11 protein-coding genes and 1 riboswitch are annotated in these 13,042 nt (G+C 56.2%); of the genes, 10 read left to right on the top strand and 1 reads right to left on the bottom strand.

Going from position 1 to position 13,042, the window contains the following annotated elements; genetic code table 11:
* Nucleotides 1-181 precede the first annotated feature (181 nt).
* Nucleotides 182-1,555 carry a DNA repair protein RadA gene (gene radA / locus G8770_RS01730; RefSeq protein ID WP_167181120.1) on the top strand — a complete coding sequence of 458 codons (1,374 nt, stop codon included), beginning with the start codon at nucleotides 182-184 and terminating at the stop codon, nucleotides 1,553-1,555.
* Between the two features lie 108 nt (nucleotides 1,556-1,663).
* Here radA and G8770_RS01725 read toward each other — a convergent pair whose 3' ends face one another.
* Nucleotides 1,664-1,987 carry a PilZ domain-containing protein gene (locus G8770_RS01725; protein WP_167181118.1) on the bottom strand — a complete coding sequence of 108 codons (324 nt, stop codon included), beginning with the start codon at nucleotides 1,985-1,987 and terminating at the stop codon, nucleotides 1,664-1,666.
* 361 nt (nucleotides 1,988-2,348) lie between these two features.
* A riboswitch (cobalamin riboswitch) is annotated at nucleotides 2,349-2,525 on the top strand.
* A 219-nt stretch (nucleotides 2,526-2,744) separates the two neighbouring features.
* Between G8770_RS01725 and G8770_RS01720 the strand changes: the two genes are divergently transcribed.
* The 9 genes from G8770_RS01720 to G8770_RS01680 all read left to right on the top strand — a co-directional run bounded on the left by G8770_RS01720 (nucleotide 2,745) and on the right by G8770_RS01680 (nucleotide 12,964).
* Nucleotides 2,745-4,631, top strand: coding sequence for a TonB-dependent receptor domain-containing protein (locus tag G8770_RS01720; RefSeq protein ID WP_167181116.1), 1,887 nt, complete (start codon nucleotides 2,745-2,747; stop codon nucleotides 4,629-4,631).
* 128 nt (nucleotides 4,632-4,759) lie between these two features.
* The gene (locus G8770_RS01715) at nucleotides 4,760-5,776 is read left to right on the top strand and encodes a FecCD family ABC transporter permease (protein ID WP_167181114.1); all 1,017 of its coding nucleotides are present in this window, start codon (nucleotides 4,760-4,762) and stop codon (nucleotides 5,774-5,776) included.
* On the top strand, nucleotides 5,776-6,561 hold the full coding sequence (locus tag G8770_RS01710; RefSeq protein ID WP_167181112.1) for a heme ABC transporter ATP-binding protein: 786 nt from the start codon (nucleotides 5,776-5,778) through the stop codon (nucleotides 6,559-6,561). Before G8770_RS01715 ends, G8770_RS01710 begins: the two co-directional genes overlap by 1 nt.
* Entirely contained in the window at nucleotides 6,555-7,580 is a 1,026-nt protein-coding gene (locus G8770_RS01705; protein WP_167181110.1) for a CobD/CbiB family cobalamin biosynthesis protein, read from the top strand. Before G8770_RS01710 ends, G8770_RS01705 begins: the two co-directional genes overlap by 7 nt.
* Nucleotides 7,581-7,717: 137 nt before the next feature.
* The gene (gene cobD, locus G8770_RS01700; protein ID WP_167181108.1) at nucleotides 7,718-8,833 is read left to right on the top strand and encodes a threonine-phosphate decarboxylase CobD; all 1,116 of its coding nucleotides are present in this window, start codon (nucleotides 7,718-7,720) and stop codon (nucleotides 8,831-8,833) included.
* Between the two features lie 7 nt (nucleotides 8,834-8,840).
* Nucleotides 8,841-9,779 carry a cobalamin-binding protein gene (locus tag G8770_RS01695; RefSeq protein WP_208021974.1) on the top strand — a complete coding sequence of 313 codons (939 nt, stop codon included), beginning with the start codon at nucleotides 8,841-8,843 and terminating at the stop codon, nucleotides 9,777-9,779.
* Between the two features lie 60 nt (nucleotides 9,780-9,839).
* Nucleotides 9,840-10,529 (top strand): 5,6-dimethylbenzimidazole synthase, encoded by a 690-nt coding sequence (gene bluB / locus G8770_RS01690; RefSeq protein WP_167181106.1) that lies wholly within the window; start codon nucleotides 9,840-9,842, stop codon nucleotides 10,527-10,529.
* Between the two features lie 55 nt (nucleotides 10,530-10,584).
* Nucleotides 10,585-12,132, top strand: a complete 1,548-nt coding sequence (locus G8770_RS01685; RefSeq protein WP_167181104.1) for a cobyric acid synthase — start codon at nucleotides 10,585-10,587, stop codon at nucleotides 12,130-12,132.
* Nucleotides 12,133-12,214: 82 nt separating this feature from the next.
* A complete protein-coding gene (locus G8770_RS01680) occupies nucleotides 12,215-12,964 on the top strand; it encodes a competence/damage-inducible protein A (RefSeq protein ID WP_167181102.1) in 750 nt (249 codons plus the stop codon).
* Nucleotides 12,965-13,042 lie beyond the last annotated feature (78 nt).

Raw genomic sequence — 13,042 nt, 5'->3', positions numbered from 1 at the left:
TAGTCGGGAGGAAGGCTCCAGAGTGGGGGTCACCGGCGCCGCCAGAGTTGGCACGGAGGATCATGGATCATGGCAGGCACTCTGTGGGGTGGGGGGGCTTCTCTGAGTGGCACCCACTCGGGTTCTGCCTGTAACATACGCCCCTTATCCGATCTTAAGTCATCGCAAGAGGGTTCACTCCGTGGCAAAAACCAAATCCGCCTATGTCTGCAACGAATGTGGGGCCGATTTCAGCAAGTGGCAGGGCCAGTGCGGCGAGTGCGGAAGCTGGAACAGTTTGTCGGAGGTGCGTCTGGGGCCGACGCCCTCCAATCGCACGGAGAAATTCAGCGGTTATGCGGGTGCGGCGGGCGCGGTGCCGCAAGTACAGACACTGGCGGAGATTGACCTGGCCGCTTTGCCTCGTTTCTCGTCCGGCACCAAGGAATTTGACCGCGTGCTGGGCGGCGGTCTGGTGCCCGGTTCGGTGGTATTGATCGGCGGTAATCCCGGTGCGGGTAAATCCACGCTGCTGCTGCAGACCATGTGTTTTCTGGCGTCCGGCATGGAGGCGCTCTACTGTACCGGTGAGGAATCCCTGCAGCAGGTGGCCATGCGGGCGCAGCGGCTGGGGTTGCCCACCGACAAATTGAAAATGTTATCGGAAACCAGCGTCGAGTCACTGGTGGCCACGGTGCAGCAAATCCAGCCCAAAGTGATGGTGGTCGATTCCATTCAGGTCATGCACATGGCCGACATACAGTCGGCTCCCGGATCGGTGTCACAGGTGCGGGAAAGTGCCGCTTACCTGACCCGGTTTGCCAAGCAGACCGGTACGGTGCTGGTGTTGGTCGGTCACGTGACCAAAGATGGCAGCCTGGCGGGCCCCAAGGTGCTGGAGCACATGATTGACTGTTCGATCCTGCTGGAAGGGTCGCACGATTCTCGTTTCCGTACCTTGCGCGGCAGCAAGAATCGCTTTGGGGCGGTGAACGAGCTGGGGGTGTTTGCCATGACCGAGCAGGGCCTCAAAGAAGTCAGCAATCCGTCGGCGATTTTTCTGCAGCGTGCCGATGAGGTGGCCGCAGGCTCGGTGGTGATGGTGGTCTGGGAGGGAACCCGTCCGCTGCTGGTGGAGATTCAGGCACTGGTGGACGACAGTCATCAGGGCAACCCGCGGCGGGTGGCGGTGGGGCTGGACCAAAATCGTTTGAACATGTTGCTGGCGGTACTGCATCGCCATGGCGGGGTGCTGATCGGTGATCAGGATGTATTCATCAATGTCGTCGGCGGGGTGCGGGTAATGGAAACCAGCGCTGATTTGGCGCTGTTGCTGGCGGTGGTCTCGAGCTTCCGCAATCGCCCCCTGGGGCATGACCTGATGGTGTTTGGGGAAGTGGGGCTGTCGGGTGAAATTCGCCCGGTTCCCAGTGGTCAGGAGCGTTTGCGGGAAGCCGCCAAGCACGGCTTCAAAACCGCCATTATGCCGGCGGGCAACGCCCCCAGAGAGCCGGTGCCGGGCATCAAGGTCATTGCCGTCAAAACCCTGCAGGAAGCCCTGGATGCCATTGATTAACGCGGGCCATTGCTGACCAGGGGCAGGCCTGAGCCCGTTGGGGTCGATACCCTATTTTCGAACCTCGAACCTCGAACCTCGAACCTCGAACCTCGAACCTCGAAACCGCTATCGCCCCACCAGCACTCGCAAACGGGACTGGTGATCAATGCTGTTGGCCCGACATTCAATGCCGATAAGGTGATCTTTTTGATGGGCAATTTTGCCCTGCATTTTGATTGGCTCGCCGTTCTCGGTTTCCAGGGTGAGCACGATCGCCTCCCCGGGGTGCACGACATGATTGTGACGTAGCGCAACCAAGGCGCCGTTAAAACAAAGGTCGACCATGTGCACTGGCCATTCATTCCGGACGGTGATCAGTGAGGCGTGGCCACGGTAGGCAACGCGTGGGAAATAACGTCTTTCTTTGGGGCTATATGCATCGACGGTCATGGACATGCTCCTGATGTGGCGTGTTCTAATCGGCTCCTGCCGGATGTCAGTGTGTGCCGTGCTGCGGTGTTGGCTTAGTTCAGCTCCATTCTTTTCATGGCGGTTGTGGTGATGTCGGTTATGCAAGTCCTGGATTGGACCGGTATTGCTCAGTGTGCCGTGTGTCTCTTTTTTTGAAAAAGATGATTATGGCGCCTTTTTCCAGTGTAGTGCGGGACTCGGTTTAACTCCAGCGCTCCAGCTGATGCCCCCTTTATTTTTTGGACACTCCTGAGCGATTATGTCTATAAAGGTGGAAAATGTCTGTATTTTTGATAAAAGCGCTCACCAGGTCTTGACTAAAATAGGGGTGAACTTTAGTCTCCGCGACGTTATTGAAGGTGCTCGGCGACTGTTGTACAGGAGCTGAGGTAAACGGGAAGAGTGGTTAATTCGAGTTATCGAGTGAATCCAACGCTGCCCCCGCAACGGTGATGGAACGGTCAGCCATGTGGTTGACGATCCTAAGCCCGATACCGGCCTTGAATGATAAGCGCAGCTGGATGACCCGTGTTCGCAGCGGTGACTCTGAAATGCGCACTTCACGATGAAGCGGAGGGCTTTATCGGTAGGATTCGAGGCCATCCTTTATGTCTGATCCCTTGGGCTATAAAAATACGACCTCCTTCCCTGCTCTTGTCCTCCCTCAATCATGTCATACATGCCGCAAGACCTTTGCAACTAAAAAACAGGGTCTGGCAAAAGATTGGGGAACACCATGAAACACCAAACACTACTGGCGGCGACCATCGCAAGCCTGATCTCATCACCACTGCTGGCAACTGCTGCGGTTGCCGAATTGACCACCAGCTCCCGTTCAGACAGCGATGTTGAAGAAATGGTGGTGACGGCCACTCGAATAGAACAACCGTTACACAAGGTGCTGGCATCGGTCGAAATTCTTGATCGCACCGCCATTGCCAACAGCACCGCCCGAAATATGGTGGAGTTGCTGGGACAAGTTCCCGGCGTGGATATCGAAACCAACGGCAGTCGCGGCTCCACTTCCAGTCTCTTCCTGCGTGGCACCAACAGCGATCACGTGCTGATTCTTATTGATGGTGTCCGCAGTGCCAGCGCCACTTCAGGCACTACCGCGATGCAGCAAATTCCCATGGATCAGATTGAGCGCATTGAGGTAGTGAAAGGCCCACGTGCGAGTCTTTACGGGGCGGATGCCATTGGCGGGGTGATTCAGGTGTTTACCCGTCGTGGGCAAGAAGAACCGCAGGCTTTTATCGCCAGTGAACTCGGCTCTGATGCACTGGTAAAAGTATCCGCTGGTGTGAGTGGTGGGACCGAGCAGACCAAAGCGACACTGACACTGGCCTACGAAGATACCGATGGTTTTGATTCTACCAACAAAGACGGTTCGGCCAATGACGATGATGACGGTTACGAAGAGCAGTCACTTAGCCTGAGCCTGGATCATACCTTCGCCAACGATTGGCAGGTGGGCTTTTCTGCCCTGCGGGTCGAGTCGGAAGCGGACTACGATGGGGGCTTAGATTCCTACTCCGATTCCCTCAACCAGACCCTGAATGCGCGCTTACTGGCACCGCTGACGGACGATCTCACGGTGACCCTCAACCTGTCGGAAAGCCGGGACGAATCGGAAAGTTTTGCTACCTATCCGAGCGAGTTCAACACCCAGCGGGAAATGGCAACGGTGCAGGCGGATTACCTGCTGGCAGCGGGCAATGTCGTGTCCCTGGGTTACGATTATTATGAGGACCAGGTGACCTCCACCACCGCGTTTACGGTGGACCAGGCGGATAATAAAGCCGTGTTCCTGCAGTATCAGGGGGAAGTCCAGCGCGTCTTGCTGACGGCCTCCTATCGATCCGACGACCATGAAAGCTTTGGCCGCAACAACACCAAAACCGTGGCCGTGGGGTACCCCATCGCCGACAACACGCTGTTGAGCGTTTCCTATGGTACGGCATTCAAGGCGCCTACCTTTAATAACCTCTACTACCCCTATGAAGCGTTTTCATACAGCAGTGGTTACGTCTACGAGTACTCCGGCAACCTTGAGTTGCAACCGGAAGAGTCTGAGTCGGTTGAGGTTTTGCTGCGCAGTCAGTGGCAGGGGGTATCCTGGCACGTTTCTTATTATGAAACGCAAGTGGATGACTTGATTGATCTGGGCACCGTGGGCACGGTGAATACCCCGGTCAATTTCAGCGAGGTCAAAATTACCGGTGCTGAGCTGGGTGCGGATTTTACCCTACTGGGGTGGCGTAACAGCCTGGCCTTGTCCTACACCGATCCCCGCGATGAAGAAACCGGTGATATGCTGCGTGCTCGCTCACGAGGAGTGGTAAGCTGGGCGCTTGATCGCCGTTTCGGTGATGTTGAAGTGGCGGCGCTGTGGAAAGCGCAGAGCTACCGTTACAACCAGCAGGGTCGTCGCTTGAGTGGGTTCAATACACTGGATTTGCGCGGATCTTACGAGGTGACCGATCAGTTGCAGTTGACCGCCAAAGTCAGCAACCTGTTTGACGTGGATTATGTGTTGGATCGTCGTGATAGCAGCTTCTCTTCAACCATCTATCAAACACCCGGACGCCAGTTTTCTGTAGCCGCTCGCTATCAGTTCTAATGCGCGACCCACGGTCTGTCAGCGACTAAACCGCTGACAGATTCGGAACACAGAAAAACCAAAAGGAGGTGTGAGCCTCCTTTTGGCATTTATAAAAATACATTTAGCCACACTTTGATTGACCACTTATGAATCGCATGCAACCGACAAAATTGATGATCACTCTAGGGGTGATGTTGCCACTCAGCTTGTTGGTGTCGCTGGCGGTGGGACCGGAACTTATTTTGCCATTCTGGCAAAGTGCCGAAGCGCAAACCGTTTCCAATCAATTAATCATTCAACAGATTCGGCTGCCGCGAACCTTGATGGCGGCGATCATCGGCGCGGCACTGGCCGTCTCCGGGGTGATGATGCAAGGGTTGTTTCGCAACCCGTTGGCGGACCCTTCTTTAATTGGTGTATCGAGCGGTGCATCGGCGGGTGCCAGTTTTGTCATTGTCATGGGCGCGGGTTTGTTTGGTGTGCACGAATTGTTGGGGGTATCGTTTGTCGCGATGGGCGCTTTTCTCGGTGCCACCGTAGCCACTTGGCTGGTGTATCGCCTGGCAGCAACCGCCACCGGCACCTCAGTGGCAACCATGTTGCTGGCGGGTATTGCCATCAGTGCCCTGGCGGGAGCGTTGAACAGCTTTTTCAGTTTTATCGCCGACAATCATATGCTGCGACAGATCAGCCTGTGGCAAATGGGTTCTTTAAGCAACGCCTCCTGGGGGCGCGTGGTGTTTGCTGTCTTTTTACTGGGGGGGTTGTTGTGCTGGTTTCCCCGTTACAGCAAAGCCCTGAATGCCTTTTTACTGGGGGAGTCAGAAGCCCGACATCTGGGCATTGATGTGGATCGCATCAAGCTGCAGGTGATTGTGCTGGTGGCTCTGGTGGTGGGGATTGCCGTGGCACTGACGGGTACCATTGCTTTTGTCGGCCTGGTAACCCCCCACATAGTGCGCCTGTTGATTGGACCCGATCACCGCGGTTTGATTCCTTGTTCCGCCCTGGCCGGGGCCATTCTGTTGATGCTGGCCGATGCCTGCTCGCGCTTTGTACTGGCGCCGGGTGAGCTGCCGATCGGGGTAGTGACGGCCGTGTTGGGGGCGCCGTTCTTCTTGTCTTTGTTGCGCCGCCAGCGCGCGGCGACAGGAGGACTTTGATGCTGCATTTACAGAATATTCATTTGAATTATGCGACCGACAAAAGTCGTCTCACGCCCATTTTGCAGTCCGTGGATCTCCATGTTGAAGGCGGGCAGGTGGTGGTGGTGCTGGGTCCCAACGGTGCGGGCAAGTCGTCGCTGTTGAAAGTGGCTTGCGGTGAAGTGACTCCCCAGAGCGGAGAGGTCCACTTTAACCGCCGTTTATTGTCGAGCTTGTCAGCGGCCGAAAAAGCCTTGCACATGGCGGTGTTGCCGCAAAATTCCCTGTTAAATTTTCCCTTTACGGCCGAAGAAGTGGTGATGTTGGGACGCACGCCTCACGACACCGGTCTGGTGCTGGATCAGGACATCGTCGCGCAGGCATTACACAGTACCGATGTGCACTATTTGCGCCAGCAGGCCTACACCAACCTGTCCGGTGGAGAAAAACAGCGGGTACAGCTGGCCCGGGTGCTGGCCCAGGTCTGGCAAAGTGAAGACGATTGGCAGCGTCTGGTGGTACTGGACGAGCCGACTTCCGCTTTGGATTATTCACACCAGCAGATGGTGGCCCGGTTGCTGCGTGAACGTGCGGCAGAGGGGTGTGGGGTGCTCACCGCCATGCACGATTTAAATCTGGCGGCGCACTGTGCCGATCAACTGGTATTGATGTGTTGTGGTCAGATTCGTGCGGTGGGTACGCCGGATGAGGTACTCCAGGAAGCCTTGTTAAAAGAGGTGTTTCAGGTCGAGTTTCACCGTGTCACTCACCCTGAAACTGGCCGTCCCTGGTTGTTATGTTAGCCTTCAGCCCCTGGATCCTGCCGGGACTTGCACTGCTGGCACTGTGGCTGGATCGTCTGGTGGGTGAGCCTGCCCGGTATCACCCACTGATCGGCTTTGGCACACTGGCAATGAAACTGGAAGCTCGATGGAATCCCCATTTACGGGGCTCCCAAAGCGCTGCCCAGCCAGCTGGCGAAGCTGTTAATGGCATTTTTTCAGGTGCTTGTTTAGCGACTCTCGCCGGTGTCGGGGCCTGGCTGTTGCTGGTGCTGCCGCTGCCGGTGTGCATTGCCTGGCTCTGGTACGGCGGTGCAGGCCTGGACAATGCAGGACCCTGGGCTACAGGATTCACATCGGTTTTGGTCATCGTGTGTGTGTATGTCAGTGTGGGCTGGCAAAGTTTGCGCGAACACGGCCAAGCGGTGGCGACGGCATTTTCCGAGCAGGGACTGGAGGCGGCAAAAACCCAGGTGGCGCGTATTGTCAGCCGCGACACAGAGTCGATGGACGAGTCCGCCGTGGCGCGGGCGACCATTGAGTCAGTGCTGGAAAACGGCAGTGATGCGATTTTTGCCCCCCTGTTTTGGTTTGCGGTATTAGGCCCGGCGGGGGCAGTCTTGTATCGGCTGGCCAATACCCTTGATGCCATGTGGGGCTATCGCACGCCCCGCCTGCAGGCGTTTGGTTATTGCAGTGCCAAAATGGACGACCTGCTCAACTGGCTGCCGGCGCGGCTGACCGCGCTGAGTTACGCCGCGCTGGGCAGAACATCCTCCGCGTTACGCTGTTGGCAGCGGCAAGCCAGGCATTGTGCCAGTCCCAACGGCGGCCCGGTGATGTGCAGTGGCGCGGGTGCCCTGGGCGTGGTATTGGGCGGTGGGGCTTTCTATCATGGTGAGTGGCAATCGCGCCCGGTCATGGGCGAGGGGCAGGACACTAAAATTGACGATATCCCGCGCAGTATTCGCCTGGTCGATCAGACGGTGTGGCTGTGGCTGAGCACCGCCATGCTTTTATCACTTTGTGGGTGGCTTTAAAAAGCCGGCCCGTGCGTTTACCCGGCGAACATAGAATTCCGGTATCGTCTCAATGAGAACGACGGTCAAATCATCAATCGATATAGCATTAGACCGATACATAAATAGATCAATCAATAGGTAAATAGGTAACCCCGATGTTGAATCACGGTGGCCAACTGGAAAAAATCAAAGCTCAATACCCGCAGGTGACAGCCGACTGGTTGGACCTCTCCACCGGCATTGCGCCGTGGAGTTGGCCGGTGACAGACATACCCGCCCAGGTGTGGCAGCGATTGCCGGAAGCGCCAGAGGGATTGTGCCAGGCGGCAGCGAACTATTATGGGTGTGAGGCTCGCCAGGTTGTGCCGGTGGGCGGCTCGCAAGTCGCCATTGAATTGTTGCCGGAATGTATGCCCCAACATGCGATTGCGATTCCTCGATGGGGTTATGGTGAGCATGCCCGCTGTTGGTCCCGCAGTGGCCATGATGTGGTGTTTTATGATTCCCCGGACGAGGTTACTGCGCTGCTGGAAGGGGATCGGGTTACTTCCGTGCTGGTGATTAATCCCAACAACCCCAGTGCCGCGATCACGCCGTTGTCCTGTCTGCTGAGCTGGCTGCAAATGGTCACGGCCAGAGGCGGGATTTTGTTGGTGGATGAAGCTTTTGCCGATGTTGAACCGGGGCATCACAGTGCGGTGTTATTGGGTGAATCGGATCATCTGGTGGTGCTGCGCTCGGTGGGCAAGTTTTTTGGTATGGCCGGTTTGCGGCTGGGATTTTTGATCGCGGGAGAGTCACTGAGACAAACATTTCTACAAAAAACGATGCTCTGGAGCGTCTCCGGGCCAGCACAGTGGATGGGTGAACGGATGTTATCGGACAGCATCTGGCAGCGTACCCAACGCCATCGGGTGTCCTACTATAAAGAACAATTGGTGGGCATTCTCAATGCGCACCTGCTGCAGGACAGGGATATCCAAATGGGGGTAGGACCGCTGTTTGTGTCGTTATTTGCTCGCGGCAGCCTTTTGCCACGGTTATTTCATTTCTTTGCTCAGCGGGGCATTTTGGTGCGCATTTTTGAACCTCAGGACGGGGTCACTTGCCTGCGCATTGGCTTGACGGATGAGCAGGGGTTGGCTCGATTATTGATGGCCCTTGACGAATGGGCTCAACAAGGCCGTCGCGAAAGCGACACCGTCAGACATGAAGAGTCTAACAATCTTCAAACGCTGACCAGGCACAGCATCACCGCAGGACAGGGGTAACAGAACAATGAATCCATGGACTCAGCGCCGCCTGACGAAGATGTTGTTACGTTTTAATCCGGCCGCGGCATTGCTGGCGGTGGGGTTAGCCGGTTTATTGTGGGCCGGTGCGGCAACGGCTGATGATGCGGTAGAAGTCATCGACGATCTCGGCAACCTGGTGCGTCTGGAGCGACCGGCAAAACGCATCGTGGCGTTGGCACCGCACATTGTCGAAGTCGTTTATGCCGTGGGCAGTGGCGATAAGCTGGTGGGGGCGGTTAACTACAGTGATTTTCCCGAAGCCGCTCAGCAGATACCTCGCGTTGGTACCTACAAGGCATTCAGCGCCGAGGCGATTCTGCGGTTGAATCCGGATCTGGTGTTGGCGTGGTATTCGGGCAACGGACCTCAGCGGGTGGCGCCTATCCAAAACCTGGGCATTCCGGTGTATTTTTCAGAGTCCCGGACACTGAAGGACATTGGCGAGTCAATGGAAAAAATTGGCATCTTGTCCGGTTCCAAAACCGCCGTTACAGCGCGACAGAAGTTTGATGTAACCCTGCAGGCGTTGACAGCAACCTATTCCAATCGTCAGCCGGTCAGTGTCTTTTATCAGGTGTGGAGCGACCCGCTGCAAACCTTAAACGGTGACCACATGATCAGTGATGTGATTCGTCTGTGCGGAGGCCGTAACATCTTTTCCAACGTACAGTCGCTGGCCCCGAAAGTCAGTGTCGAATCGATCTTGCGCATTGATCCTCAGGTGATTGTCGCCAGTGGCATGGGCGAAGCCCGCCCCGAGTGGCTGGATGACTGGCGACGCTGGCCCAGTTTGCAGGCGGTGAAAAACCAACAGCTCAAATTTATTCCGCCGGATATTATTCAGCGCAATACCCCGCGTGTGTTAACCGGGGTGAAAGCGATGTGTGAACACCTTCAGGATGCGCGAGAGCACTATTATTAACGGCAGGGAAACACTAAGCTAGCGCGCAAGCTCTTGGCTTGCCGTGCAGGAGACGGGGTTATGTCGGCAGAATTTGAATTTGATCAAGCGGCTAAAGCGGGTGTCTATAAAGCCATTTTTGAACGTCGGGACATGCGGCATTTTCGCAGCGAGGCGATTGCCGATGAGGTGATAGAAAAACTGTTGCTTGCAGCGCACAGCGCGCCCAGTGTGGGACTGATGCAGCCCTGGCGCATCATCCGCGTACAAGATCTGGCGCTAAAAAAGAATCTGCACGCGGTGGTGGAACAGGAGCGATTAAAGACGGCCGCGGTCATGGGGCAGCGCTCGGATGAGTTCATGCAGTTAAAGGTACAGGGCATCCTCGAGTGTGGTGAAGTCTGGGTGGTCGCTCTGATGGACCAGCGCGAGCGCCATATTTTTGGTCGCCGGACCTTGCCGCAAATGGACCTGGCATCCGCGGCCTGCGCCATCCAGAACGTCTGGCTGGCGGCTCGGGCTGAAGGCATCGGCATGGGTTGGGTGTCTATTTTTGACCCTGACGAGGTGAAAACCCTGATGAAGTTTCCGGCCGATGTCGAACCTGTCGGCATCTTGTGTCTGGGGCATGTGGATGCGTTTTACGATCAACCGATGCTGGCGAAAGAAGGTTGGGCTGAGCGTGGCGATCTCAACGATTATGTGATGCGCGATGGCTGGGACGTCGACAAGGCGGCCCGGGCGCAACAGCAGTGGGATAAGAAAGCGTGATAACGAGGCCGGTGAAAAATGAAAATATTCTCAAGCGTGTGGTGTGGCAAGGGTCATGAGTGAACTTATCAGCACTAAAACCTTAAGGGTGCAAGGCACTAAAACCTTAATGGTGCAAGGCACCACGTCCGATGCGGGCAAGAGTACGCTGGTGACGGCGCTGTGTCGTATTTTTGCCCGTCAGGGCAATTCGGTGGTGCCTTTCAAACCCCAGAACATGGCGCTCAACAGTGCGGTGACGGTGGATGGGGGCGAAATTGGCCGCGCCCAGGCGGTGCAGGCGTTTGCAGCAGGGTTGCAACCGCATACGGACATGAACCCGATATTGCTCAAGCCTAACAGTGATACCGGTGCCCAGGTGATCGTGCACGGTAAAGCCATCACCAATATGGAGGCGGCGGCTTATCACGATTACAAAACGGTGGCGATGACGGCGGTGTTGGACTCACATCGACGGTTGTGTGATCACTATCAATATGTGTTTGTCGAAGGGGCCGGCAGTCCGGCGGAAATCAATCTGCGCGATCGCGACATCGCCAACATGGGGTTTGCCGAAGCCGCGGATTGTCCGGTGATCCTGATTGCGGATATTGATAAAGGCGGTGTGTTTGCTCATCTGGTCGGAACGCTGGAGTTGTTGTCGCCTTCTGAACAGGCGCGGGTGGTGGGGTTTGTCATCAACCGTTTTCGCGGCGACATCGGCTTGCTGGAACCGGGATTAGACTGGTTGCAAGAGCGTACCGGCAAACCGGTGCTGGCGGTGTTGCCGTATTTGCAGGGTTTTCATTTGGAAGCCGAAGACGCTTTAACCGCAAACACCCAGGCGAGTGAAGAGCATCAGCAACAAAAACTCAAAGTGGTGGTGCCGGCATTGCCGCGCATCAGCAATCACACGGATTTTGATGCACTGCGCCTGCACCCGCAGGTGGAGTTTCATTTCATCGGCCCGGATCAACCCATACCGGCCGCCGACCTGATGATTTTGCCGGGCAGTAAAAGTGTGATTGCCGATCTGAAATTTTTGCAGCAACAGGGTTGGCCGCAGGCGATTGAGCGGCATTTGCGATACGGTGGCAAGTTGATGGGCATTTGTGGGGGCTATCAAATGCTGGGCCAGATGATTCATGACCCGGAAGGTATTGAGGGCGTGCCGGAGAGTGTCCCGGGCCTGGGCTGGTTGAAGCTGGAAACCCGCTTGTTCCCGAGCAAGCAGTTGATCAATCGCAAGGGGCTGTTGTTCGATGGTGAAACCCCCGTGAGCGGTTATGAAATACACGCGGGCGTTACCTCGGGTGAAGCCCTCAACACACCGGCGGTGTTGCTTGAGAGGGTGAACCTGGAGCTTGAAGGTGAATCTTCAGCGCTGCAAGCCGATGGCGCGATCAGCCACGACAACGCAATCTATGGTACTTACCTGCACGGTCTGTTTGACCAGCAGGCGGCGCTGGATAAACTGCTGCAGTGGGCCGGACTGGAGGTGGTGGAGCACTTTGATTACGAAGCGCTGCGGGAGCGGGAAGTGGAGCGATTGAGCGACTCGGTGGAAGCCGCTATGGACTGGCAGCGTTGGCGCGAGGTGTTACCGCAATTCACCCGGGGATAGGGCTCTGATCTTTTTGTCCCTTGAACAGGATCCGCTTTATACCCGTATAATGGCCGACATGGGTCATCAATGAGGAAGGAACATGCAAATCGGGTTGGTTATTGTCGGGGATGAAATCCTCTCAGGTCGTCGTACCGATAAGCACTTATCGAAGATTGTTGAAATACTGAATCAGCGCGGGCTGTGCCTCAACTGGGCCCGGGTGCTGGGCGATGATATGGATGAGCTGGTGGAATGTTATCAGCAGAGTTTTGCCAAAGGCCATTTGGTCCTCAGTACCGGCGGTATCGGCGCGACCCCCGACGACCTCACCCGCGAAGCGGTGGCCAGAGCCCTGGGCACGGTTACGCAACGACACCCTGACGGGGTGAAACTGCTCGAAAAATTCGCCCGGGAGACCGGCCGTGAATTGACCGATACACGTTATCGGCTGGTGGAATTTCCCAAGGGTACGACCATTATCCCCAACCCGGTGAACGGCATTCCGGGTTTCAGCATCCAGGATCACCACTTCGTCCCCGGATTTCCGCAAATGGCCTGGCCTATGTTGGAATGGGTGCTGGACACACAGTACCCCGACATCGCGGACCGCAGTTATCGGGAGCACTCGGTGATGCTGCAAGGGGCCAATGAGAGCACCATCATTCCCTTGATGGAACAGTTGCTGGCGGATTTTGCCGGGATTAAAGTGTTTAGCTTGCCGATTATGGGGGATGAGCCCCGTATTGAGTTGGGGGTGAAAGGCCCACAGCTGTTGGCTAAAGAGGCCTATACCGCGATGAAACAAGGGCTGCAGGCGTTGGATATTCGCTGGCAGCGGGCGTCTGATTAACGCGCTTCACCTGCCCATAAAAGCCGTCAGTAACTTCAGGCAACGGGCTGCCGGTTCAATTTGCCAGCCGGCAGAGGG

The organism is Pseudomaricurvus hydrocarbonicus (assembly GCF_011602365.1).
In the GTDB taxonomy this organism is placed as follows: domain Bacteria; phylum Pseudomonadota; class Gammaproteobacteria; order Pseudomonadales; family Cellvibrionaceae; genus Pseudomaricurvus; species Pseudomaricurvus hydrocarbonicus.
Note: the sequence above shows the minus strand (reverse complement) of the source record. Positions and strands in the feature narration are given on the sequence as shown.

Coding starts and splice junctions, on each gene's coding strand:
- G8770_RS01725 (WP_167181118.1), bottom strand. CDS start 1,987: ATGACCGTCGATGCATATAGCCCCAAAGAAAGACGTTATTTCCCACGC.
- G8770_RS01720 (WP_167181116.1), top strand. CDS start 2,745: ATGAAACACCAAACACTACTGGCGGCGACCATCGCAAGCCTGATCTCA.
- G8770_RS01715 (WP_167181114.1), top strand. CDS start 4,760: ATGAATCGCATGCAACCGACAAAATTGATGATCACTCTAGGGGTGATG.
- G8770_RS01710 (WP_167181112.1), top strand. CDS start 5,776: ATGCTGCATTTACAGAATATTCATTTGAATTATGCGACCGACAAAAGT.
- G8770_RS01705 (WP_167181110.1), top strand. CDS start 6,555: ATGTTAGCCTTCAGCCCCTGGATCCTGCCGGGACTTGCACTGCTGGCA.
- cobD (WP_167181108.1), top strand. CDS start 7,718: ATGTTGAATCACGGTGGCCAACTGGAAAAAATCAAAGCTCAATACCCG.
- G8770_RS01695 (WP_208021974.1), top strand. CDS start 8,841: ATGAATCCATGGACTCAGCGCCGCCTGACGAAGATGTTGTTACGTTTT.
- bluB (WP_167181106.1), top strand. CDS start 9,840: ATGTCGGCAGAATTTGAATTTGATCAAGCGGCTAAAGCGGGTGTCTAT.
- G8770_RS01685 (WP_167181104.1), top strand. CDS start 10,585: ATGAGTGAACTTATCAGCACTAAAACCTTAAGGGTGCAAGGCACTAAA.
- G8770_RS01680 (WP_167181102.1), top strand. CDS start 12,215: ATGCAAATCGGGTTGGTTATTGTCGGGGATGAAATCCTCTCAGGTCGT.